This window comes from Lipingzhangella rawalii (assembly GCF_031628175.1).
Lineage (GTDB): Bacteria > Actinomycetota > Actinomycetes > Streptosporangiales > Streptosporangiaceae > Lipingzhangella_A > Lipingzhangella_A rawalii.
In genome coordinates, this window is sequence record NZ_JAVLVT010000003.1 from 585,522 (window position 1) to 609,248 (window position 23,727).

At 68.3% G+C, this 23,727-nt stretch carries 17 protein-coding genes; 14 read left to right on the forward strand and 3 right to left on the reverse strand.

What is annotated here, in order from left to right; translation table 11 throughout:
- Nucleotides 1-52: 52 nt before the first annotated feature.
- Complete coding sequence (locus RIF23_RS09405) at nt 53-1,054, reverse strand: sigma-70 family RNA polymerase sigma factor (protein ID WP_407659434.1); 1,002 nt, start codon at nt 1,052-1,054, stop codon at nt 53-55.
- 277 nt (nt 1,055-1,331) lie between these two features.
- Nucleotides 1,332-2,951 (reverse strand): cation:proton antiporter domain-containing protein, encoded by a 1,620-nt coding sequence (locus RIF23_RS09410; protein WP_310912022.1) that lies wholly within the window; start codon nt 2,949-2,951, stop codon nt 1,332-1,334.
- Nucleotides 2,952-3,207: 256 nt separating this feature from the next.
- On the opposite strand from RIF23_RS09410, the gene RIF23_RS09415 reads away from it, so the two are divergent.
- The 10 genes from RIF23_RS09415 (at nt 3,208) to cas3 (ending at nt 18,940) form a co-directional block, all read left to right on the forward strand.
- Nucleotides 3,208-4,008 carry a TIGR03084 family metal-binding protein gene (locus tag RIF23_RS09415; protein WP_310912023.1) on the forward strand — a complete coding sequence of 267 codons (801 nt, stop codon included), beginning with the start codon at nt 3,208-3,210 and terminating at the stop codon, nt 4,006-4,008.
- 56 nt (nt 4,009-4,064) lie between these two features.
- Nucleotides 4,065-5,771: an acyclic terpene utilization AtuA family protein gene (locus RIF23_RS09420; protein ID WP_407659445.1), complete on the forward strand. Its 1,707-nt coding sequence runs from the start codon at nt 4,065-4,067 to the stop codon at nt 5,769-5,771.
- The gene (locus RIF23_RS09425; RefSeq protein WP_310912024.1) at nt 5,768-6,955 is read left to right on the forward strand and encodes an acyl-CoA dehydrogenase family protein; all 1,188 of its coding nucleotides are present in this window, start codon (nt 5,768-5,770) and stop codon (nt 6,953-6,955) included. Before RIF23_RS09420 ends, RIF23_RS09425 begins: the two co-directional genes overlap by 4 nt.
- A gap of 50 nt (nt 6,956-7,005) precedes the next feature.
- Nucleotides 7,006-8,595 carry an acyl-CoA carboxylase subunit beta gene (locus tag RIF23_RS09430; RefSeq protein ID WP_407659446.1) on the forward strand — a complete coding sequence of 530 codons (1,590 nt, stop codon included), beginning with the start codon at nt 7,006-7,008 and terminating at the stop codon, nt 8,593-8,595.
- Between the two features lie 11 nt (nt 8,596-8,606).
- Nucleotides 8,607-10,640 carry an ATP-binding protein gene (locus tag RIF23_RS09435; RefSeq protein WP_310912025.1) on the forward strand — a complete coding sequence of 678 codons (2,034 nt, stop codon included), beginning with the start codon at nt 8,607-8,609 and terminating at the stop codon, nt 10,638-10,640.
- A complete protein-coding gene (locus RIF23_RS09440) occupies nt 10,637-11,791 on the forward strand; it encodes an acyl-CoA dehydrogenase family protein (RefSeq protein WP_310912026.1) in 1,155 nt (384 codons plus the stop codon). Before RIF23_RS09435 ends, RIF23_RS09440 begins: the two co-directional genes overlap by 4 nt.
- A 225-nt stretch (nt 11,792-12,016) precedes the next feature.
- Nucleotides 12,017-12,640 (forward strand): TetR/AcrR family transcriptional regulator, encoded by a 624-nt coding sequence (locus tag RIF23_RS09445; RefSeq protein WP_310912027.1) that lies wholly within the window; start codon nt 12,017-12,019, stop codon nt 12,638-12,640.
- 112 nt (nt 12,641-12,752) lie between these two features.
- Entirely contained in the window at nt 12,753-14,204 is a 1,452-nt protein-coding gene (locus tag RIF23_RS09450; protein ID WP_310912028.1) for a carboxylesterase/lipase family protein, read from the forward strand.
- Between the two features lie 150 nt (nt 14,205-14,354).
- Nucleotides 14,355-16,307 carry an acyl-CoA dehydrogenase family protein gene (locus RIF23_RS09455; protein ID WP_310912029.1) on the forward strand — a complete coding sequence of 651 codons (1,953 nt, stop codon included), beginning with the start codon at nt 14,355-14,357 and terminating at the stop codon, nt 16,305-16,307.
- 104 nt (nt 16,308-16,411) lie between these two features.
- Complete coding sequence (cas3, locus tag RIF23_RS09460) at nt 16,412-18,940, forward strand: CRISPR-associated helicase Cas3' (protein WP_310912030.1); 2,529 nt, start codon at nt 16,412-16,414, stop codon at nt 18,938-18,940.
- A 60-nt stretch (nt 18,941-19,000) separates the two neighbouring features.
- Here cas3 and RIF23_RS09465 read toward each other — a convergent pair whose 3' ends face one another.
- On the reverse strand, nt 19,001-19,174 hold the full coding sequence (locus tag RIF23_RS09465; protein ID WP_310912031.1) for a hypothetical protein: 174 nt from the start codon (nt 19,172-19,174) through the stop codon (nt 19,001-19,003).
- Nucleotides 19,175-19,505: 331 nt separating this feature from the next.
- Between RIF23_RS09465 and casA the strand changes: the two genes are divergently transcribed.
- The 4 genes from casA to cas5e are packed head-to-tail and all read left to right on the forward strand — an operon-like array spanning nt 19,506 to nt 23,727.
- Nucleotides 19,506-21,197, forward strand: coding sequence for a type I-E CRISPR-associated protein Cse1/CasA (gene casA, locus RIF23_RS09470; protein ID WP_310912032.1), 1,692 nt, complete (start codon nt 19,506-19,508; stop codon nt 21,195-21,197).
- Nucleotides 21,194-21,832, forward strand: a complete 639-nt coding sequence (gene casB / locus RIF23_RS09475) for a type I-E CRISPR-associated protein Cse2/CasB (RefSeq protein WP_310912033.1) — start codon at nt 21,194-21,196, stop codon at nt 21,830-21,832. Before casA ends, casB begins: the two co-directional genes overlap by 4 nt.
- On the forward strand, nt 21,829-22,995 hold the full coding sequence (gene cas7e / locus RIF23_RS09480) for a type I-E CRISPR-associated protein Cas7/Cse4/CasC (RefSeq protein WP_310912034.1): 1,167 nt from the start codon (nt 21,829-21,831) through the stop codon (nt 22,993-22,995). Before casB ends, cas7e begins: the two co-directional genes overlap by 4 nt.
- Before the next feature lie 3 nt (nt 22,996-22,998).
- On the forward strand, nt 22,999-23,727 hold the full coding sequence (gene cas5e / locus RIF23_RS09485; RefSeq protein WP_310912035.1) for a type I-E CRISPR-associated protein Cas5/CasD: 729 nt from the start codon (nt 22,999-23,001) through the stop codon (nt 23,725-23,727).

A 23,727-nucleotide genomic window follows, 5' to 3' on the forward strand; every position in this document is an offset into this window, starting at 1 on the left:
CTGTCGTCGGTGGCTGGGCTGTTGTTCGCGTTCTCCCCGAGGTTGTGAACGGTCAGGCGCGGTGCGGCGGGGTGGGTGGTAGGCCGAAGGTGGAAAACAGACTGGTGTCGAAGAACGTCGCCACGTGCCCCACCCGTGCGCCGTGGAGCTGGAGCACCTGGATCTGGAACGGCTCGTGCTTTCCATCGCCGGTGCGTTCGTACACCCCGAACGCCGGCTGCCCGTTGGCGGCGGTCGGCACGAGCAGCAGATCCCCCGGCCGCTCGGCGGGGCACTGGGCGTCGATCAGCCGCCCGATGGCGTCTGCGCCGCGCACCCAGGTAACGAACGGGGGCATCTCCCAGACGGCGTCGGCGCGGAACAGGTCGACCAGCGCGGGGATGTCGTAGTTCTCGAATGCGGTGACGTAGCGGTCCAGGAGCGCACGCTGCTGGGCGGTGTCCGGCTCGGCGGTGTCCTCCGCGGCGGGAGTGACCTCGGCCAGCTGGGCACGGGCGCGCTGGAGCAGGCTGTTGACCGCGGCCGTGGACAGTTCCAGGATCTCGGCGACCTCCGCGGCGCGGAAGCTCAGTACGTCCCGCAGCACCAGCACGGCGCGCTGGCGGGGTGGAAGGTACTGGAGTGCGGCAACCAGGGCCAGGCGCACGCTTTCCCGGGAGGTGACCACCGTGCCTGGGTCGGTGTCGTCGGCAACTCCGACCTTGTCGTCGGGGGCCGGCTCCAGCCACGGAACGTCGGTCCGGGATTCCAACTGGCCCTCCGGTGTGCTGGTGGGGCCACCGAGCCCGGTGGGGAGGGGCCGGCGTTCCCGGTTCTCCAACGCGGTCAGACAGGTGCGGGTGGCGATCCGGTGGAGCCAGGTACGCACACTGGAACGGCCCTCGAAGCGGTCGTAGGCGCGCCAGGCACGGATGTAGGTCTCCTGGACCAGGTCCTCGGCCTCGTGTACCGAGCCGAGCATGCGGTAGCAGTGCGCCGTGATCTCCCGCCGGAAGGGGTCGGTAGCGCTTTCGAAGTCCTGGGCCCGAACTGTCGGTTCCACCTGTTCCACCATGTCGTAACGGTACTGCGCACGGGGGACAACGGCCAGGGCCCCGTCCCGATGCCGGCTCCGTGCACCCCCATCGGCCTTTCCCCACCCCCATCGGCTTTTCCACGCTCTCATGGACTGGGGGCCGGCCCCCAGCTGCCAGAGTGAACCCAAGGTCACCCAGGCGGGGTGGCCTTGGGGTCTGCGCTGGTGGCCGATACCGCGCACAAGGCGGGCCGGGAAGCCTGCCGGAACCCCTGCACCGATGTAGGAGTTGCCCCCAGCAGACGCGGGGTGCTGGTCACCGGGTGCGGGAGGCGCGGATCGCGTCGTCGGCCAGGGCTTGTCCGGCCTCGGCGTAGAGGTGGAAGACGGCGTCGGCACCCTCCCGGTGCAGCTCGTCGATCTCGTCGGTGTGGTTGACCACTCCGGCGATGGTGAGGTGTGGGCGGCGGTCGCGAAGTTGCGCCAGCGCGGACTGGTTTCCGTGCTGGTGGGGCATGGCCAGCAGGACGATCCGGGTCTCCTCGGCCAACATCAACCGGTCCCAGAAGTCGGCGTCGGCGGCGTCGCCCTCGACGACCTGGTATCCGGCGCTGCGCAGCTCGCGGATGCGCTCGGGGCTGTGCTCCACCCCGAGCGGGCGCAGCCCGTGCACCTGGCTGAGCTGGTCGTATGCTCCCTGGCCGACGCGGCCCATTCCGAGGACGACCGCCTGGGCTCCGCTCAGGTCGACGGGTTGGTCGCTGGGATGGAGGTGTTCGCGCTGATGCCGGGTGAGCCGCCGGCGGCTCACCCGGTACAGCCCCTCGCCGCGGGTGTTCAGTGGGGCGGCGATCGCGAAGCTCAGGGCGACCGTCAGGGCGAGGACCACCAGCCACTGGTCGTCCAGCCAGCCCTGGCCGGTGGCCAGCGCGGCCACGATCAGCCCGAACTCGGAGAAGTTGCTCAGGCTCAGCCCACTCAACAGGGCGGTGCGGCCCCGCAGCCGGAACCGCAGGAACAGGGCGACGTACATCAGGCTCTTGACCGGTACCACCAGCAGCAACAGCAGGGCGAGCAGTAGCGACTCCAGATCAGGCAGGGCCGTGAGGCCGATGCTGAGGAAGAATCCGACCAGGAACAGCTCCTTGAGGTGGAACATGGCCGAGGCCAGGGAGGCGGCGTTGATCGCCGGGGCCAGCAGCATCCCGACGATCAGAGCCCCGAGGTCGCCCTTGATCCCCACCGACTCGAACAGCACGAAGCCAAGGAGGAGGGCAGCGGCGATTCCGTACAGGATCTGCATCTCGCCGTGACCGATCCGGTCCAGCAGGCGCTGGAGGACCGGGGCGAGCGGGATCAACAGGAGTAGGGCCAGGGCCCATGGGCTGGGGAGTTGGCCGGTGGAGCCGGTGATGAAGACGACGGCGAAGACGTCCTGCATGATCAGCACGCCGATGGCCAGTCGCCCGTACAGCGACCCCATTTCGCTGCGTTCCTCCAGTGTCTTGACGGCGAAGACGGTGCTGGAGAAGGACAGGGCGAAGCCGACCAGGATCAGGGTGATGGCATCGGCGTCGTGCAGCAGGGTGAAGCCCAACAGTTTGATGGCCCCGACCACGCCCACGAACAGGGTGGTCGAACCGAGCATGTGCAGGGTGGCGGTTCCCCAGATCTCGGGGCGCAGCAGGGTGCGCACGTTGAGTTTGAGACCGATGGTGAACAGCAGCAGGGTGACCCCGACGTCGGCGAGCACGTCGATGACACCGGCGATGTCCTGCTGTGCCGGGTCGGCGGGGAAGCCGTAGGCGTTGAGTGCGAATCCGGCGGCGAGGAATCCCACCATCGGGGGAAGGCGCACCGCCATGGCGGCCAGGCCGGCGATCAGGGCAGCGGCCAGCGGCAGGGCCATGCCGGTGACAACGGCAGCTGCGTCCACGGGCGTCTCCTGTGACTCGGCACGGATGGGACCCCGGATGTCGGACATGGCCCCCGGGGCGTAGGTCAACCCTTCCATCATGCCGACGTGGACAGCGAATCTGCGGACGGGGCTGCTCCTGCCGGAGTTCAGCCCGGGTGGGGCTGGGGTGCGGTGCGTGGTAGGCGCGAAGCGAGGCAGGGCCGGGAGCGCCGTCGTGTCAAAAATCAATCATTCATGCTTGATTTTTTCTTGGGAGATTGTCAGGGTGGCGTGTGTGACGGATATACGTGACATACTGCACGACCTTCGCGCCGAGGGAGCGAGTCTCGATGCTCTCGTTGCGGAGCTGGAGGCCGAGGCCTGGCGCGGTGCCACTCCGGCAGACGGGTGGACGATCGCACACCAGATCGCCCACCTGGCCTGGACCGACGAGGTGTCCCTGCTCGCCCTGACCGAGCCGGACCGGTTCCCGGAGCTGGTAGCTCAGGCCCTGGACCGTGCCGAGAAGGGGACGAGCCTCGTGGACGAGGCCGCCGAAGAGGGTACTGCCGAAGCGCCGCACCAGCTGCTACAACGCTGGCGCAGCGACCGGGAACGCCTGCTGGAGACCCTCGGAAACACCGACCCGCACACCCGGGTGCCCTGGTTCGGCACCTCGATGCGGGCCACCTCCATGGCCACCGCCCGGATCATGGAGACGTGGGCACACGGCCAGGACGTCGCCGACGCCCTCGGTGTGACCAGGTCCCCCACCAGCCGGCTGCGCCACGTCGCCCACCTGGGCGTGCGCACCCGCGACTTCGCCTACGCCGCACATGGTCTGCAACCGCCCCCGGACCCGTTCCGGATCGAGCTGCGGGCCCCCGACAACACGCTGTGGACCTGGGGACCTGAGGACGCCGAGCAGCGGGTCACGGCAGACGCCCTGGACTTCTGCCTTCTGGTGACCCAGCGCCGGCATCGCAACGACCTGACCCTGACGGCGACCGGTCCCGACGCCCAGCACTGGCTGACCATCGCCCAGGCCTTCGCCGGGCCGCCCGGAGCCGGACGTGCTCCGGAGGTAACCACGTGAGTGACGGCAGCGCCACCAACCGCGCCCACACCGCATCCACCGCACCGGCCCGCGCCCTGGCCGCGGACCCCGAGGTGATCCGGATCGGAAACTGTTCCGGATTCTACGGCGACCGCCGCTCGGCCATGCGCGAGATGCTCACCGAGGGCGAGCTGGACGTTCTCACCGGCGACTACCTTGCCGAGATGACCATGCTCATCCTCGGGCGGGACCGCGCCAACGACCCCACCTTGGGCTACGCCAAGACCTTCCTGCGTCAGCTGGAGGAGTGCCTGGGGCTGGCCATCGACACGGGGGTGCGCATCGTCGTCAACGCCGGGGGACTCAACCCGGCCGGGCTCGGCCACCGCGTGCACGAGATTGCCCAGCGCCTGGGGATCGGAGTCCGCGTTGCACATGTCACCGGAGACGACCTGAGTTCACGTGCCGAAGAACTCGGCTTTCCCGGCTACCTCACCGCCAACGCCTACCTCGGTGCCTGGGGTATCGCGGAGTGCCTCACGGCCGGGGCCGACATCGTGGTCACCGGACGCACCACCGACGCCGCACTGGCCGTGGGGCCCGCCGCCGCGCACTTCGGCTGGCAGCGCACGGACTATGACCGCCTGGCTGGCGCCGTCGCCGCCGGACACGTCATCGAGTGTGGAGCCCAGGCCACCGGAGGCAACTACGCCTTCTTCACCGAGTTGACGGATCTCGCCCACCCCGGGTTTCCCATCGCCGAGATGCACCGGGACGGGTCCAGTGTGATCACCAAACACCCCGACACTGGGGGAGCGGTGACCGTGGACACCGTCACCGCGCAGCTGGTGTACGAGATCGACGACGCCCGCTATGCCGGGCCCGACGTCACGACCCGCCTGGACAGCATCACCCTCACCGAGGCCGGCCCGGACCGGGTTCGGATCAGCGGAGCTCAGGGCGAGCCACCCCCACCCGACCACAAGGTATGCCTGACCACTGTCGGCGGACACCGCAACGAGCTCACCTTCGTGCTCACGGGACTGGACATCGAGGCCAAGGCCGACCTGGTGCGCACCCAGTTCGAGGCGGAACTGCCGCGCCGCCCCAGCGAGTTGACCTGGACCCTCGTGCGGCTCGACCAGGCCGACGCCGCGACCCAGGAACAGGCCAGCGCCCTACTGCGCTGTGTGGGCCGCGACCCCGACCCCGACGCGGTGGGGCGCTCGTTCTCCAGCACCGCCGTGGCGCTCGCCCTGGCCAGCTACCCCGGCTTCACCCTGACCGCACCCCCCACCAACGGCAGCGTCTACGGGGCCTTTGCCCCGGCAACCGTCAATTCCCGGGAGGTCACCCACCGGGCGGTCCTCCCCGAGGGAACCGCGGTCGATATCGAGCCCAGCCCGCGCACCCAGCCGCTGGCCGAGGTCGCCGAGCCCGAGCTGCCGGCCGCCCCACCGGCTGGCCCGACCCGTGCGGTCCCGCTGGGGACCATCGCGGCGGCCCGCAGCGGCGACAAGGGTGGCGACGCCAACATCGGCGTGTGGGTACGCACCGAGCCCCAGTGGCGCTGGCTGGTGCACGAGCTGAGTCCGCAGCGGCTGCGGGAACTGCTCCCGGAGACGGCCGAGCTGGAGATCTCCAGAACTCTGCTGCCGCGGTTGCGGGCGGTGAACTTCGTGGTGCATGGCCTCCTCGGTGCCGGTGTGGCCGCCCAGGCCCGGTTCGACCCCCAGGCCAAGGGGCTGGGGGAGTGGCTGCGTAGTCGACATGTCGCCATCCCCGAGGAGATCCTGTCGTGAGTGTCTGGACCACCCCCGAGCGTGGCGAGTTGCGCGCGACCGTGCGCCGATTCGCCGAGACCGAGATACTGCCGCACCTCGACGACTGGGAACGGCAGGGCCGGCTGCCCCGCTGGCTGCACAAGCGGGCCGGTGAGCTCGGCCTGCTCGGGATCGGTTTTCCCACCGAGGTCGGTGGCAGCGGCGGCGACCTCGTCGACGTCGTCACCATGGTCGAAGAACTGCACTACGCCGGCATCTCGGGCGGGGCGTTCGCCTCCCTGTTCACCTCCGGAATCGCGCTGCCACATCTGGCCATGGCCGCCGATCCCACCCAGGTGCAGCGCTGGGTGCGCCCCACTCTGGCCGGGGACACCATCGGCGCGCTGGCCGTGACCGAACCCGGCGGCGGATCCGACGTGGCCCACCTGCGTACCCGCGCCGCCCGCGAGGGTGAGTACTACCGCGTCAACGGCGCCAAGACCTTCATCACCTCCGGCTGCCGCGCCGACTTCGTCGTTGCCGCGGTGCGTACCGACGGCAGCGACGACACGACGGCCCCCGACACCGACCATGCCAGCACCGGCGCCGGAGAGCTGTCTCTGCTGGTGGTGGAGACCGACACCCCCGGATTCCACGTCGACCGCAGCCTGGAGAAGCTGGGCTGGCACGCCTCCGACACCGCCCAGCTGGCATTCACCGACTGCCGGGTTCCGGTAGCCAACCGGGTCGGTGCGGAGAACAGCGGTTTCGCGCAGCTCGCCACCGCCTTCCACAGCGAGCGGCTCAGCCTCGCCGTGCAGGCCTACGCCAGTGCCCAACGCTGCCTGGACCTGGCCGTGGCCTGGTGCCGGGAACGCGAAACGTTCGGACGGGTGCTGCTGGGGCGACAGACGGTGCGGCACACCCTCACCGAGATGGCCCGGCACATCGACGTGGCCCGCGTCTACGTGCGCCACGTCGCCGAACGGGTCGCCGCCGGCGAAGCAGACCTCGTGGCCGAGACCTGCTTCGCGAAGAACACCGCGGTGGCCACCGGGGAGTGGGTGGTGCGCGAGGCCCAGCAGCTCTTCGGAGGCTTGGGCTACATGCGGGACAGCGAGGTGGAACGTCAGTACCGCGACATGCGCATCCTCGCGATCGGTGGCGGCACCAGCGAGATCCTGACCGGACTGGCCGCACGACAGTTGGGATACCACCCGTGACAACCGCGACACCGGGCACCAGCGACCCCACCGACTCGACCACCGCCGCGCTGCCCTCGACGCTTGACCCGAGTAGCGCCGAGCATGCCGAGGCCGCGGCGGCAATGCGGGAGAAACTCGCCGAGGTGGAGGCCGAGCACGCCAAGGCCATCGCCGGCGGTGGCCCGCAGAAACTGCAACGTCACAAGGACCGCGGAAAACTCACCGCCCGCGAACGCATCGAACTCCTCGTGGACGAGGACACGCCGTTCCTGGAACTGTGTCCCCTGGCCGCCTGGGGCAGCGACTATCAGGTCGGCGCCTCGATCGTGGTCGGCATCGGCACGGTGCAGGGCGTGGAGTGCCTCATCGTCGCCAACGACCCGACGGTCCGCGGCGGCAGCAGCAATCCCTGGACCCTACGCAAGACCACCCGCGCCAACGAGATCGCGATGCGTAACCAGCTGCCGGTGATCTCCCTAGTGGAGTCCGGCGGCGCCGACCTGCCCTCGCAGAAGGAGGTGTTCGTTCCGGGCGGGCAGCTGTTCCGCGACCTGACCCGCGCCTCGGCCGCCGGCATCCCCACCCTCGCGATCGTGTTTGGCAACTCCACCGCCGGCGGCGCCTACATCCCCGGCATGTCCGACTACACGGTGCTGGTGCGGGACCGTGCCAAGGTGTTCCTCGGGGGACCCCCGCTGGTGAAGATGGCCACCGGCGAGGATTCCGATGATGAGGAGCTCGGCGGCGGCGAGATGCACGCCCGCAGCTCCGGACTGGCCGACTATCTGGCCGAGGACGAGCAGGACGCGCTACGTATCGGCCGCCGGATCGTGCGTCGCCTCAACTGGCGCAAGCAGGGTCCCGCCCCCCGCGCGCAGGTACGCGAGCCCGCGTACCCGGCCGAGGATCTGCTGGGCATCGTACCTGCCGACCTCAAGGCCCCCTTCGACCCCCGCGACGTCATTGCGCGCATCGTGGACGGATCCGAGTTCGACGAGTTCAAACCCCGCTACGGCCCCAGCCTGGTTACCGGTTGGGCCGAGCTGCACGGATACCCGGTGGGGATTCTCGCCAACGCCCAGGGCGTGCTGTTCTCCGCGGAGTCGCAGAAGGCCGCCCAGTTCATCCAGCTCGCCAACCGCGCCGACACACCCCTGCTGTTCCTGCACAACACCACCGGATACATGGTGGGCTCCGCATACGAGCAGGGCGGCATCATCAAACACGGCGCGATGATGATCAACGCGGTGTCCAACTCCACGGTGCCGCACCTGTCGGTGCTCCTGGGCGCCTCCTACGGCGCCGGTCACTACGGCATGTGCGGCCGCGCCTACGATCCCAGGTTCCTGTTCTCCTGGCCCAGCGCCAAGTCCGCCGTGATGGGGCCGAAACAGCTCGCCGGAGTGGTGTCGATCGTGGCGCGTGCCGCGGCCGAGGCCAAGGGCGACACCTACGACGAGGCCGCCGACGCCGATATGCGGGCGGCCATCGAGAACCAGATCGAAGCCGAGTCCCTACCGCTGTTCCTGTCCGGGCGCATCTACGACGACGGTGTCATCGACCCGCGCGACACCCGGACCGTGTTGGGCCTGTGCCTGTCGGCCATCCACACCGCCCCCGTCGCCGGCACCACCAACTTCGGCGTCTTCCGAATGTGAAGGACCCTGAGATGCTGACCTCCGTCCTCGTGGCCAACCGCGGCGAGATCGCCCGCCGCGTCATCGCCACCGCACGCCGCATGGACCTGACCACCGTCGCCGTGTACTCCGACGCCGATGCCGGATCACGGCACGTCACCGAGGCCGATGTGGCCGTGCACCTGCCCGGCACCGCCGCGGCCGACACCTACCTCCGCGGCGATCGGCTGGTGCGTGCGGCCCAGGTCGCCGGTGCCGAGGCGGTCCATCCCGGATACGGTTTCCTCGCCGAGAGTGCCGAGTTCGCACGGGAGGTCCAGGCAGTCGGACTGTGCTGGCTGGGCCCGGCCCCGGACACCATCGAGCGGATGGGCTCCAAGGTCGAGGCCAAGAAGCTCATGGCCGACGCCGGAGTCCCCGTGCTCACCGAGCTTGATCCTACGGACGTCACCCCACAGCAGTTGCCCGTGGTCGTCAAGGCCTCGGCCGGCGGTGGGGGCCGCGGCATGCGGGTGGTCCACGACGCCGCGCATCTGGAAGCCGAGATCGCGGCTGCCCGCAGGGAGGCCCGTTCGGCTTTCGGGGACGCCACCGTGTTCTGTGAGCGTTACCTCACCACCGGCCACCATGTGGAGGTTCAGGTCCTCGCCGACCAGCACGGCACGGTCTGGGCGCTCGGGGAGCGGGAGTGCTCCATCCAGCGGCGTCACCAGAAAATCATCGAGGAGGCGCCTTCGCCGCTGGTGGAGCGCATCCCCGGGTTGCGGGAGCGACTGTTCGAGGCCGCACGGCTGGCCGCAAAGGCCGTGGGTTACGAAGGGGCGGGAACTGTGGAGTTTCTCGCCGATGAGCACGGCGCGTTCTACTTCCTGGAAATGAACACCCGATTGCAGGTGGAGCACCCCGTTACCGAGTGCAACACCGGCCTGGACCTGGTGCGCGAACAGATCCACATCGCCGAGGGCAACGCGCTGGCAGCCGAGCCGCCGCAGCCCCGCGGGCACGCCGTGGAGGCCCGGCTGTACGCCGAGGACCCGGCCCGCGACTGGCAGCCACACACCGGACGGGTGCACCGACTGCACCTGTCCGAGGCAGACGGCGAGTTCACCCCTGTGGCGGCACCCGGAATCCGGCTCGACTCGGGGGTGCACGACGGGTTCGTGGTCACCCCGCACTACGACCCCATGTTGGCCAAGGTGATCGCCTATGCCGAGACGCGGCACGAGGCGCTGCGGATGTTGTCGGCGAGCCTGGCACGCGCCACCATCCACGGCCCGGTCACCAACCGTGACCTGCTGGTGCGCGTACTGCGGCATCCGGCATTCCACTCCGGCGACACCGACACGGCCTTCCTCAACACGCACGACCTGGCCAGGCTGGCCCAGCCCCTGGCCGAGGAGCACGCCACTCGGGTGGCGGCCGCGGCCGCGGCGCTGACCGCCGCCGTGGACCGCCACCACGCCGGGGTGAGCCCACCGGGCGTGCCCATCGCCTGGCGCAACCTGCCCGCCGAGCCGCGGCAGCGTACCTTCATCGACCGGGGCGGCACCGAGATCACCGTGTCCTACTGGGGTGGCCGGGACGGGCTGCGCGTTTCCGAGCCCGGGGGGATCCGGGTGGCGTCGGTGTCCTCGCAGCAGGCCGACCTGGACCTGGAATCGGACGGGGACAGCGACCGGACGTGCGTACGGGTGACCTGCACCGTCCACCGCTACGGTGACCTGGTGTGTGTGGACTCGCCGCTGGGACCGGTCACCCTCACCGAGCAGCCACGCTTCACCGACCCCACACAGCAGCTGCCCACCGGTTCGCTCTTGGCACCCATGCCCGGCACCGTGACCCGACACGCCGCCGAGGTCGGGCAACGCCTCGAGCGCGGTCAGCCCGTGCTGTGGCTGGAGGCCATGAAGATGGAGCACACCATCGCCGCCCCGGCCACCGGGGTGCTCACCGAGCTGCCCGTGGCCACCGGACAGCCCGTCGACGTCAACCAGGTTCTGGCCGTGGTCCAACCAGACCCCGCCGCAGCCACCGATCCGTCCCCCGACAGCGAGGAGTCCGCATGAGCTTCGTCGAGACCGAGGCACAGCACGATCTGCGGGCCGCGGTTGCCAAACTGGGCCGGCGCTACACCTTCACCGACTACGTGCTGCCCAAGGCGCGCGCCAAGGAGCCGCTCACCGAGCTGTGGCAGGACGCGGCTCGTCACGGCTATCTCGGGGTCAACCTTCCCGAGGAGTACGGCGGGGGCGGCGCCGGCATCTACGAACTGGCCCTGGTCCAGGAGGAACTCGCCGCCAACGGCGCGGGGCTGCTTCTGGTCGTGGTGTCCCCAGCGATCTGCGGCACCATCATCGCCCGCTACGGCACCAGCCAGCAGCAACAGCGCTGGCTCCCGGGGCTGGCCGCGGGAACGACGATCATGGCCTTCGCGATCACCGAGCCCGACGCCGGATCGAACGCGCACCGCATCACCACCACCGCCCGCCGGGTGGACGGGGCGTGGGTGCTGCACGGCAGCAAGGTGTTCATCTCCGGGGTGGATCAGGCCGACGCCGTCCTGGTGGTGGCACGGATCGAGACCGAGGGCAAGCTGCGGCCCGCGCTGTTCGTCGTACCGACGGACGCCCCCCATTTCGTGGCCCAGCCCATGGATATGGACCTGGTGCAGCCCGACCGGCAATTCACCCTGCATCTGGACGGTGTGCGCCTGGGGGACGAACATCTGGTGGGCGAGGCCGACGCGGCACTGCTCCAGCTGTTCGCGGGCCTCAATCCGGAACGGATCCTGGGCGCCGCGCTGGCGGTCGGTACCGGGCGCTACGCCCTGGACCAGGCAGTGAGCTATGCGAAGAGCCGGCAGGTGTGGCGCCAGCCGATCGGCACCCACCAGGGGCTGGCACATCCGCTCGCCCAACGCAGGATCGAGCTGGACCTGGCCGCGCTGAAGACCAGGCAGGCCGCTTCCCTGTACGACGAGGGCTGGGAGGACGCAGCCGCGGAGGCCGCCAACATGGCCAAGTACGCCGCGGCCGAGGCCAGCATCGGCTGTCTCGACCAGGCCATCCAGACCTTGGGCGGGTCCGGGCTGGCTGCCGAGCACGGCCTGGCGGCCATGCTCGGGATGGCCCGCATCGCCCGTGTCGCCCCGGTCAGCCGGGAAATGGTCCTGAACTTCGTCGCCGAACACAGCCTGGGCCTGCCCAAGTCCTACTGACTTCTGGTCGCCGCTCCACTGCGTTCCCGGGGCCGTCCGGGACGCGGGGCGCCGATCCCGCACGCGCTGGCCAGGCACTATGGTCAGATCTGGTTTCCCGATGTCGGGGCAGCACGCACCGCCCGCCGGTCCGGAAACGCCGCGCCGGTCGGGGCGCTTCCGGCGCAGACACAGCCACCGACGGGAATCCGTGACGAGACACCCCGGCGCCAGGAAGTAGGACCGATGCCCACCCGCGAACCCAAACAGGAACGCAGCCGTGCCACCCGGCAGCGCCTGCTGGAATCGGCCATCGACTGCCTGGCCGCCTACGGCTGGCATGCGACCACGATGGGCGTCGTAGCCGAACACGCCGGGGTGTCCCGCGGGGCGGCACAGCATCACTTCCCCACCCGCGAGGATCTGATCACCGCGGCCCTGGAGTACATGACCGAGAGCCGGCTGGAACGAATCCGTGCCGAGGTGGACGCCCTGCCCCAGGGGCCCGGACGTACCGAGGCGGCGTTGCGCCGGGTCGTGGACTGCTTCACCGACCCCCTGTTCAAGGCGGCACTCCAGGTGTGGACCGCCGCCGCGGCCGACGAGCGGTTGCGTGCGCGCATCGTTCCGCTGGAGGAACGGTTCGGGCGGCGCGCCCACCACGCCACGGTGGAGTTGCTGGGGGTGGACGACAGCGACCCGCTGGCCCACCGGCTGGTGCAGGCGACCCTGGACATGGCCCGCGGGTTCGGGCTCGCCGACGTACTCACTGACGATTCGGCCCGCCGTTCGGGCATCATCCGGCAGTGGGCCGCAACGTTGGACGCGGCGCTGGCGCCGGGGCGGGAACAGCCCGAATGGACACTGTAGCGGCGGTTCGACAGTCACGTGGGGTTTGGCGGCCCCTTTCCCCGGGCGTGGTGATTGACGTACAGTTCCCGGAAATACCAACCGGTCGGTATCTTGGTGGGAGTCGTGGCCCATGGAGTTTGTCACCACCGGCGGCCGGGTGCTGGGCACCCGGGCGGCCGACGGCATCGTGACCGCACGCGGAATCCCCTACGCCGCCCCACCGTTCGGGGCGCGCAGGTTCCAGCCGCCCGCCCCACCGCTGGGGTGGTCCAGCCCCCGCGAGTGCCACGACTTCGGTCCCGTGCCGCCACAGCGGGCCGTCATGCCCGGCACCCCGACCTGGACTCCCGGCGAGGAGGACGTGCTCACCGTCAACGTCTGGGCCCCGGAACACGCCCAGCACGCCCCGGTACTGGTGTGGCTCTACGGTGGCGCCTACATCTTCGGTAGCTCCGCCGAACCCCTCTACGACGGTACCCCGCTGGCGCGAACCGGCCTCGTGGTGGTCTCCTGCAACTACCGGGTGGGGTTTGAAGGTTTCGGGCACGTTCCCGACGCCCCGGACAACCGCGCCCTGCTCGACCAGGCCGCCGCCCTGGCCTGGGTGCGCGACAACATCGAGGCCTTTGGCGGGGATCCCGGAAACGTCACCGTGGCCGGAGAATCCGCCGGCGCCGGCTCGGTGATGTGCCTGATGGCCATGCCCGAGGCGCGGTACCTGTTCCACCGCGCCATCGCGCACAGTATCCCCCGCACGATGCTGCGCCCGCCCCAGGCCGCCACCGTGAGCGAACGCATCGCCGAGGCCGCCGGCACCACCGTGGAGTCCCTCGCGAAACTGGCGCCCGAACAGATCCTGGACGCCACCGACGTGGTCCTCGCCCACCACCGTGAGCATCACGTCCCAGGGTTCAACGCCACCCCGGTCACCCTGTTCGCCCCCGTGATCGACGGGATCACCCTGCCCCGGGACCCTCTGCCGGTCCCTGCCACATCCGACATTCCGCTGCTGGCGCTGCACACCCTGCACGAATACCGCCTGTTTGCCGCCCTGGATCCGGCGTTGCGGATCGACGACGACGCGGCGCTGACCGCCGTCGCCGCTGAGCTGGGGCTCGCCCCGGCGGCGGTGGAGTCGTACCGGGAGCTCCACCCCGGATCCAGCCGCACCGAACTGTTCTGCGCGATGAAGGGCGACGCGCTGTTCACGGAAGTCACCGCGCGAGCCGTGGAGTCCCACGCCGCGGCGGGTGGCCGGGCCCACCTCGCACGACTGGCTCTGGAGAGCGGCGGCATGCAGGGCTGGATGCGCGCCTGCCACGCTCTGGACCTGCCACTGGTGTTCGGCAACTTGGACGTGGGGCTGGCGTTGTCGCTCCTGGACGGGCTGCCACGGGAGGAGGTGGCCGCGCTGTCCAAACGCATGATGCGGGCCTGGGCGGATTTCGCCCGCCACGGGGACCCCGGTTGGGACGCGGCCACGCCGCAGGCCCTACCGGTGCGGGAGTGGAACCTGCACGACCGCACCGTTGCGCGGGACGACTCCCCGGTGCGGAACCTGTGGTCGGGCGTGCCGCTGTGACGCCGGCACAGCCCCCGTCCCGGTCCACGTCACCGGGGCTGTGCGGCCGGCGGTGAAACTCGGGATCTCGATGAGTCCCCTGAGGTGGTGTGCGATCCCCGTCTGCCAGGTATGACACCAGAGGCAGGCACACGTGCAAGGGGGAGCACCATGGTCGATGCCGACATCCAGCCCGACGTTGCCCAGCTCCAGGAACTCCTGGACGGGCGATGGGCCCGGGTGCGCCAGCTGGCGCGGGACGAGCTACGCGGGCCACTGTTCACGCCGGTCCCCGAGCGGGGCACCGAGGAGCACCGGGACCGGGTATCCGCCCAGCTGGCCGCGCTCGCGGGCACCGAACTCGTCGGATACGGATTCCCCGCCACCTACGGGGGTTCCGACGACGTGGGCGCCTCGGTGGTCGCCTTCGAGATGCTGGTGTGCGACCTGTCCCTCATGGTCAAGATGGGAGTGCAGTGGGGCCTGTTCGGGGGAGCCCTGCATGCGCTGGGCACCGAGCACCACCACCGCACCTACCTGCCGCAGGTGGTCTCGGGGCAGCTCCTGGGCTGCTTCGCGATGACCGAGACCGGCCACGGTTCGGACGTGCAACGGCTGCGTACGACCGCCGAGTACGACGCGGCCACAGAAGAGTTCGTCGTGCACACCCCCGACGACGACGCGCGCAAGGACTACATCGGTAACGCCGCCCGGGACGGACGGATGGCGGTCGTGTTCGCGCAGCTGCACACCCGGGGGGAGGAGCACGGCGTGCACGCCCTGCTCGTGCCCCTTCGGGACGAACATGGCCATCCCCGACCCGGCGTGCGGATCGAGGACTGTGGACGCAAGTTCGGCCTCAACGGAGTCGACAACGGTCGGATCTGGTTCGACCGGGTGCGCGTACCCCGTGCGGCACTGTTGGACCGCTACGGCCAGGTCGCCGCGGACGGCACCTACTCCAGCCCGATCGCCAGCCGGAACCGACGGTTCTTCACCATGCTCGGCACCCTCGTGCGCGGCCGAATCAGTGTGGCGGGGGGCGCGCTGAACGCGACCCAGGCGGCCCTGTCCATCGCCGTACGCTACGCCGAGACTCGCCGTCAGGGCGAGCGGGCCCCCGGCGAAGAGGAGGTGCCGCTGCTGGACTACCGCACCCACCAGCGGCGGCTGCTGCCGGCCCTGGCCCGCACCTACGCGCTACGCTTCGCCCAGGAGGAACTGGTCCGGGCTCTGTACGACAGTGCGCACGTCCAGACACTCAACGACCATGACCAGCGCGAACTTGAGGCCCGCGCTGCGGGAATCAAGGCGGTGGCGACCTGGCACGCCACCCGGACGATCCAGACGTGCCGGGAGGCCTGCGGCGGGGCGGGCTATCTGGCGGCCAACCGGTTGCCGCAGCTGATGGCGGACACGGAGGTGTTCACCACCTTCGAGGGGGACAACACCGTACTGATGCAGCTGGTCACCAAAGGTCTGCTCACCGACTACCGGCAGGAGTTCGGGGAGCTCGACCCGATCGGTATGGCGCGCTTCGTGGCGGGCCAGTTCTTCGGCGCCGTCATCGAACGCACCGCCGCCCGCTCGGTCATCGAGCGTCTCGTGGATGCCGCCCCGGGACGCAGCGAATCCAGCGGTGTGCACGACCGCGGTTGGCACCTGCGGCTGTTGGAGGACCGGGAACGCCACATGGTGGACGGGCTGGCTCGACGGCTGCGCCGTGCCGGCTCCGGCCGGGCCGCCTTCGAGGAATTCAACAACACCCAGGACCACATACTCGCGGCGGCCCGCGCCCACATCGACCGGGTGGTACTGGAGGCCTTCGTCGCGGCGATCGAACGCTGCACCCACGACGACACCCGCACCCTGCTGGACCTGCTGTGTGACCTGTACGTATTGTCCACGATCGAGGAGGACCGGGCCTGGTTCCTGGAACACGAGCGGCTGACCACGGCCCGAGCAAAGGCCGTGAAGGAGGGCGTGAACGCGTTGTGCGCGACCCTGCGTCCCCACGCCCGAACGCTCGTGGACGCCTTTGCCCTGCCGGAGGAGTGGCTGGCCGCGCCGATCGCCGTGGCGGACGGTACCGGGCGGGCGCAGGAGCACAGCGCCGTGGGGTGAGCCGACGGTGCCCTAAGACAACCTGGTCGCCACCGGTTGTTGGAGGGGCTGGCATCGTCGTCTACCGTGAGCCACAGCGACGTACGCTGTCCAGTGAGGATCCCATGGCACGCAGTACCGGCGGGGTGGGCCCGGTGACTGGCCCCCTGGCCAAGTCCGGAAAGAACCCGGAGCACGTGCATCCCTTGGTGTGCCACACTATCGACACCGCCGTTGTGGCCGAAGTGATGTATTCACGGGTGGTTGGGCCCCGGGTCCGGGATGAGTTGCAGCGTGGGCTTAGACCGCTGGGAGACCCAGAACGATGGGTAGCAGTGCTGTGTGGGCTTCACGACTTGGGCAAATGTAGCCCAGCATTCCAGGGTCGGTTTCCCGGGCAGTCTGACTCGCGACTGGCGCCAGAGGCGCAGGAAGTGCTGAACCTCAACCGGCCGAACTCCGGGGTGCCGCGGGTGGACATCTGGCACAGCACCCTCTCTGCGCTGCACATGAGCGACATGCTGACGAGACTGGGCGCTCCCGAAGCCACGGTGACAGGGATTGCCGACATCCTGGGCGGACATCACGGTTGGTTCCCGGCACCCGGAGCGGTGCGGCACGCGCAGGACTACGCTGCCCAGCACGGAGGCCGAGACTGGCACGCGGCCCGTGACGACCTGGTGCGTACGGTTCTCGAACTGTGGGGACTCGATCCGCAACATTCCGAATGGCCACAGGTGGAGCTTTCCGTCATCGCTGCTGTCGGTCTAGCGGGGTTAACCACAATCAGTGACTGGATTGCCTCAGATGCAAGCCGGTTTCCCTACCATCCACAGGTAGGAGATCTGGTCGCCTACCGGGACTATGCGCGAAAGGTCGGTAAACAGATTCCCGCTGACCTCGCGTGGAATCCCTGGAGCCCACCGAAGTCCCCGAGCTACCACACGCTGTTTCCGAACCAGGGGGAACCACGAGGCCTACAGCGCGCGGTTGAGCGGCTGGTCGCTGGCTGCGTCACGCCCGGCGTGATGATGATCGAGGCTCCTACCGGAGAGGGCAAGACCCGGGCGGGGCTGATCGCTGCTGCCGCGTTGGCACGAAACCTAGGGTTGTCCGGACTGTACGTGGCCTTGCCTACCCGCGCGTTGAGCCGACAGAGCCACCATGAGTTACAGGAGACCTTGGTACGCACCGGTTCCCCATTGCGGGCGCATCGGGTCTACTCGGGAGCACAGGAGGATCGTGCTACGGACGAACCGCCCGTCCGGCCCACAGATGTGGGCGCGGACGGGGCGGAGACGTTCATCGGGCGCGACGAACGGGACGAGGACTCCCCACTGTCGTGGTTCGTGCGTAAACGGGGGCTGTTGTTTCCGATCGGGACGGGCACGATTGACCAGGCCTTGTACGCGGTCAACCGGAGCCGACACAACTTCGTGCGCCTGACCGGACTGAGTACCAAGGTTCTGCTCGTGGACGAGGCGCACTCTTATGACGCGTTCACCAACCGGGAGTTCACCGTATTGATGTGGTGGTGTGGGCGGCTCGGTATCCCCGTCGTGCTCATGTCGGCTACGCTACCCGCCCACGTCCGTGTGGAGCTGGTCGCCCAATGGCAGGCTGGTAACCGCGGCGAGACTCGATCCGATGCGCACCAGGTTCCGAAGGGTACTGGAACCTGGGCGGTCTCCTGGTATGACGGCCACCGGCAAGTGGCTCGGCAAGAATTCGCTCCGATCCGCCACAAGCGGGTCAAACTGACCCATATGCCCGACGACTTCGCGGCCATCGCCAATGCGGTCCTGCGTCGTGTCGAGGGCGGTGGCTGCGCGATGATCGTGCTGAACACGGTGTCCCGGGTACAGCGGATGTGGCAGTGTCTCCAGAAGTCGCTTCTAGGACTGGATGGTCCGCCCCATCTGGTCAGGATCCACGGACAGCTCGACGACTCGGAGCGCCGTGACTGCGAGGCCGAGGTGCTGGGGCTGTTGGGGACCACAGCACGGCAGGATCGGCATGGCATCGTGGTGGGTACCTCTGTGCTGGAGCACGGTCTGGACGTCTGCGCCGATCTCCTCGTGTCGGATCTGTGTCCGGTGGACCTGTTGCTCCAGCGGCTTGGCCGGCTACATCGGGACGACACGCGTTCGCGTCCGGACCAGCTGACCATACCGGAGCTGCTGCTGGTGGACTCGACGGAACACCTTGAGGGTGGTTCCGGTGCCGCACCGGCAGCGGACCTCCCGGCGGGACACACGAGGATCCACCCCCCGCTGCTCCTGCGGGGCACGCGGGGGCTATTGCGGACGCGCACCGAAGTCGACCTTCCCACCGAAATTCCTCGGTTGGTGCACCAGCTCTACGGTGGGTTGACCAATCAGGAGCGCGAGGAGCTGTGGCGCTGGGGTGGAGCCAGACGGATTCACCAGGCAGCCGCCCCGGCTGACCCGGGAGACACCCAACCGACGGGCGAGGCAGAGCTGACCGCTGCCGAAGAGCGCGTCCTAGCCGGGGACCGAGCGACCTACGCGCGTCGCATCGACCGGGGTGAGTTCCGCGGGAACCTCCAGTGTGTCCCCTTGTTACTCGACAGGGACCACATCGGCGAACTCACCAGGCAGTCGGTTTCCCCGAAGACCCGCGAGGGCCGCTGACCCGGTGGAGGGGTGCACTGGGGTGGAGATGCGCCGCGCTGGAGGCGGTGGCCGGGCTAGCTATAGGGCGGTGAGCAGCAGGACGGCGAGTACTAACAGCAGCCCGATCGCGGCTGTGCGGGCTACGCGGAGGAGTGTGGTGGCCAGGGTGGTGACCGCGGCGTGGCTGATGACGAGGTGGTGGACCTGGAGGGCCGGCTCGTCGTGGCGGTCAGGGGCAGTACTGGGTGGCACGGGTGGGCTCCTGGAGGTCTGGGGGGTGGGGTGGGTGTCAGTGTGGCAGCAGGCTGATCCTTGTGTCAATAATTATGAACGCAGCATGATGCGCCCTTGATTCGTGTGGAAGGTGCTCGTGTCGTCCCCTATGCTGGCGATATCCCGAGCCACGTTCGGGATGGCTCTGGCGCGTCATGATGCGTCCTGGAGCACTCTCCCCGCGCCCGCGGGGATGTCTTTCACCAGTTGGTGGACATAGGGCGCCTATGCCCGTGCCCGCCAACTGGTGATCTTTGAGGAAGTAGCGCTATGGTGTTCGCCGTCTCACTCGCAGTCCCCTGGAGCCGCGGTGCCGTACAATCTGCTGGATGAAGGCTGGATTCCCTGTGTCCAGCTGGACGGCAGCACCACATACGTGGGGCTACTCGACACGCTGTACCGGGCGCACGAACTGCGGGGGATACAGGGCGAGGCGCCTGTGGTTACCGCGGCGCTGTACCGGTTGCTGCTGGCGTTCGCCCACCGTGCGCTCGGCGGGCCGCGTCACACCCGGGAGTGGGGGGAGCTCTGGACGAGTCCCACCCTGGCCGAAAAGTGGATCGACAAGCGGATTCAGCAGTACCGAGCTGATTTCGACAGTCGCTTCCTGCTCGACGGGCAGCAGCATCCCTTCCTACAGTCTCCAGGGTTGGCATACCGAGAGTTCGGTTCGGCCGCGAAACTGGTCTTTCACCGTGCCACCGGTAACAACGTCACCCTGTTCGACCACCTTACTGCCGCAGACGAGTTCCACCTGCATCCGGCTACGGCCGCGCGCTGGCTGGTCACCACGCACGCCTTCGATGCCGGGGGGTTGAAAAGTCCGGACGTGAACGGTGCCAAGTCCTCGGTGCGGGGGCTGTGTAACTATTTCGGCACCGCCGTGGTCATCGGGAAGAACCTCAAGGAGACCCTGCTGCTGAACCTGCCGGTTTACGCTCCAGATCAGGGTTTACCGTTGGGAACTCGGGAGCAGGATCGCCCAGCTTGGGAGGCCGACACTGCGCCGGAACCCCGTGCCGACCAGGAAGGTCGCCCGCCGTTGGGATGGACGGACCTGTTGACCTGGCCCTCGCGGCGCGTTCTGCTTCAGCACGCCCACCCGGATGGTGCCCCTGCCGTCACCGGGGCCGTGATCACGCCGGGGACCCGTCCGCGGGGCCGCAGTTCCGGGCACGAGGGGACGTCGGTGCAGGAGGACCTACATCATGTCGAGATGATGGCCGCGTTCCGCGCGCCGGTACGGAGCGCCTCCGGGCGTTCGGCCTCGAAGTCCACGGGCGCGCGGCGTCTTCTGCCCGTGCAGCTGGAGAGGGTGCGGGGAATCTGGCGACACGCGCACGAGTTTTTGCTGCCGGTGGGGGAGCCGGTAGGTCAACCACGGTTGCGGCCGCGCACCATCGACCACGTTGCACAAATGATCGATCAGAAGGAGCTGTCGAGTTCGCACCGGTTTACGCTGCGCGTGTACGGGCAGCAGCTGGATGATCAAGGTGGCGCGGTAGAAGCCTGGCACGAGGAGGCCCTCCCAATGCCGGTAGCCCTGTTGCGCACCACCGGCTCGGACTGGCCCCTGGAGACCCTGCTCGGCCTGGCCGTCGGTTTGGCTGACGATGTGGGGGAGGAGCTTGCGAATCTGGAACGCTCCTACCGTCGTGTTCAGAAAGGTGATCTTTCGGAAGAGGCCGCCCGGATGCAACGGTGGTACTGGCCGGTGTTGGACCGTCCGTTCCAGAGGGTGTTGGGCGAGCTTGGGGATCTCGTCGCGCAGGGGGAGCCCGAGCAGACGACCACCCGGCGGGCACTGCGGCGGCACTTCAAGGGCTGGGGGTGCACGGTCCAGGCGTCCGCTCGTCAGGCCGTTGACATCTGGCAGTGGAAACATCCCCGCACCACATCGCGGCAGCTGCTCGCGCTTGCCGATCTCGGCAACGTTTTCGGTGCCAGGCTGCAGGAACTCGGTACGGCCTACTCCGTGCGTGTGAAACAGATCTGTTGGTGAGGAACGTTGTGGTCAACGAAGCGCAGAACCAGCCCTCTACGGCGGAGCGGCGCCGCAGTTTCATCGGTGCGTTGTACCGGCAGAGCCGGAATCTTCGTTCTCGGGATAAACATCTGGCCGCCAGGGCGCGCGCGACCCTGGCCCGGCTTCGACGTAGTCTCACCGATCCGCACTACCTGCCGGAAGCCTATGACCTATTGGCCGAGAGTGACATTCTCGCGTACCATCCGGCGAGCCAGGAGCGGCCGTATCTGCTCGTCGCTGGGCTGTTCGGGGTCCATCCCCTGCCACCCCAAGACGACGGTGAGCGATGGCGACTAGGGGAGGCGCTGGCCCACCTTGGCGAACATCCCTCCGCAGAGGCACGTCTACGGCAACTGCTGAACGCCGACTTTCCCACCCTCGAATACCGGCTGCGCCAATGTGTACAGCTGCTACACAGCCACAACATTCCCCTGGACTACCGGTGGCTCTTGGAGGACCTGCTCGAGGTGCACAAATGCGCGGCCGGGAGCCAGGAGGACTACAGGGTTCGTCTGATGTGGGCCCGTTCGTTCAAGCAGCGCCAGTACCAGCTTCGGAATACTACGCAGCAGCCAACGCCCCCTTCTGAGCACCAGGGAGACGACACGTGATCATCGAGTTGCATCTGCTCCAGTCGTTCCCGGCAAGCAACTTGAACCGGGACGATGTTGGACAACCCAAGAGTGTGACATTTGGGGGTGTACAACGCGGGCGTGTGTCCAGCCAGTGTCTGAAGCGTTCGGCTCGGTTGCTGCTTCCACAACTGGGTTTGGCTCTGGACAACACCGGGGTACGTACCAAGCGTCTCGTGGAGCGAACCGCACGCGTACTGGATGGCGCGGACCCAGCGGGCTCAGCGGAGCCGAGTGACCAGTCCCGGACCATCGCACGGGAGGGGCTGCGTCGGTTGGGCTTCGAGGTCGACACAAACGACCTCAGTCAGTATCTGTTCTACGTCGGCCAAGAGGCGGTAAACAATTTCGCAGCTTACTGCAGAACCCACGAGGACAAGCTACTGGCTGCGGCTGAGGAACGTGCCCAGCAAGCCCAGATGCCGTCGAAGAGTGGATCGAGGACAAAGAAGCCGAAGCCGGATCGAGAGACGGTTGACGCTGGGCACCGCATTCTGGACGCAAGCCACGCCGTGGACATTGCCCTGTTCGGGCGTATGGTCGCCAACAACACGAACTTCAACGTCACCGCAGCCTCCCAGGTGGCACACGCGTTCTCCACCCACGCTGTGGCTACAGAGTTCGACTACTACACCGCGGTGGACGACCTCCGACCCGATGGCGAGCCCGGCGCAGACATGATCGGTACTGTTGATTTCAACGCCGCCTGCTACTATCGCTACGCTAATCTTGACCTCCAGCAGCTGCGCAGGAACCTCACCGTAGAGCAGGAAAACCTGGTGACCACTGCGACCCGCGCCTGGTTGGAAGCGTTCATTCGGGCGGTCCCGAGCGGGAAACAGAACTCCATGGCTGCACACACCAGGCCGGATGCGCTTCTCGCGGTGGTACGCGAATACGGTTCTTGGAATCTGGCGAATGCGTTTCTGGCACCTGTCACCGGCACCGACCTGATGGCGGACTCCACCAAGCGACTGGCCGAGCATTTTCGGGACCTCCGCCAATTCTATGGGGACGAGGGAGTTCGTTCGGTTACCGTAGCCTCGGTCTCCAATTGCAATCAGCTCACCGCCGCGGGCGGAGAACACGTGACCAGCCTCGCGGAGTTCACCGAGCGGGTAACCACCGCGGCCCAGGACTAGCCGATGACTATCGCAACTCTGGCGCTTCGGTTCGACGCGCCCATGCAATCCTGGGGACAGCGATCCCAGTTCATCGACCGGGATACCGGTACCGAGCCCACCAAGTCCGGGGTGGTTGGCGTGCTGGGGGCGGCATGCGGCGTTGACCGCACTGACGATCTCCGGGTCCAGGAGCTCGGGCAGCTGACGATGGGGGTACGGGTCGATCGAGAGGGACTCCTCGAGTCTGACTTCCACACCACCCAGAACGTGCCGAATACGGCGGGTGTCAACAAGCGCACCGTGGTAAGTCGCCGGAGCTATCTCGCCGATGCTCTATTCCTGGTGTTACTGGAGGGGGACTCCGAAACACTCACTAGGCTGGAGCAGGCGGTGCGTTCGCCGCACTGGCCCCTCTGTTTCGGTCGGAAGGCGTTCGTTCCCGCCACCCCACTAGTGGATCCGCCCGGCGCGGTTCCAGCCGGCGGGAAGGTCACTGGGCTCTTCCACCGTCCACTGCACGAGGTCGTGTGTGAACTGCCCTGGTTGGAGCCGCGTCCGGAAGAGCGGCAGGCAGTGATCACCGAGGGTGAGGGTCTACGGCTGCGGGCCGTGGTTGACGTGGCCCCCGACGCCGTTGACGCGGAGCCGCGTCTCGACAGCCCACTGTCCTTCCACCCGGACAACCGACGGTTCACCACCCGCACGGTACGAGTGACATATGTTTCGCCCCCACCGCCATCACAGTCGTGA

Coding starts and splice junctions, on each gene's coding strand:
- cas3 (WP_310912030.1), top strand. CDS start 16,412: ATGGCACGCAGTACCGGCGGGGTGGGCCCGGTGACTGGCCCCCTGGCC.
- RIF23_RS09450 (WP_310912028.1), top strand. CDS start 12,753: ATGGAGTTTGTCACCACCGGCGGCCGGGTGCTGGGCACCCGGGCGGCC.
- RIF23_RS09455 (WP_310912029.1), top strand. CDS start 14,355: ATGGTCGATGCCGACATCCAGCCCGACGTTGCCCAGCTCCAGGAACTC.
- RIF23_RS09445 (WP_310912027.1), top strand. CDS start 12,017: ATGCCCACCCGCGAACCCAAACAGGAACGCAGCCGTGCCACCCGGCAG.
- RIF23_RS09405 (WP_407659434.1), bottom strand. CDS start 1,054: ATGGTGGAACAGGTGGAACCGACAGTTCGGGCCCAGGACTTCGAAAGC.
- RIF23_RS09440 (WP_310912026.1), top strand. CDS start 10,637: ATGAGCTTCGTCGAGACCGAGGCACAGCACGATCTGCGGGCCGCGGTT.
- RIF23_RS09435 (WP_310912025.1), top strand. CDS start 8,607: ATGCTGACCTCCGTCCTCGTGGCCAACCGCGGCGAGATCGCCCGCCGC.
- cas5e (WP_310912035.1), top strand. CDS start 22,999: ATGACTATCGCAACTCTGGCGCTTCGGTTCGACGCGCCCATGCAATCC.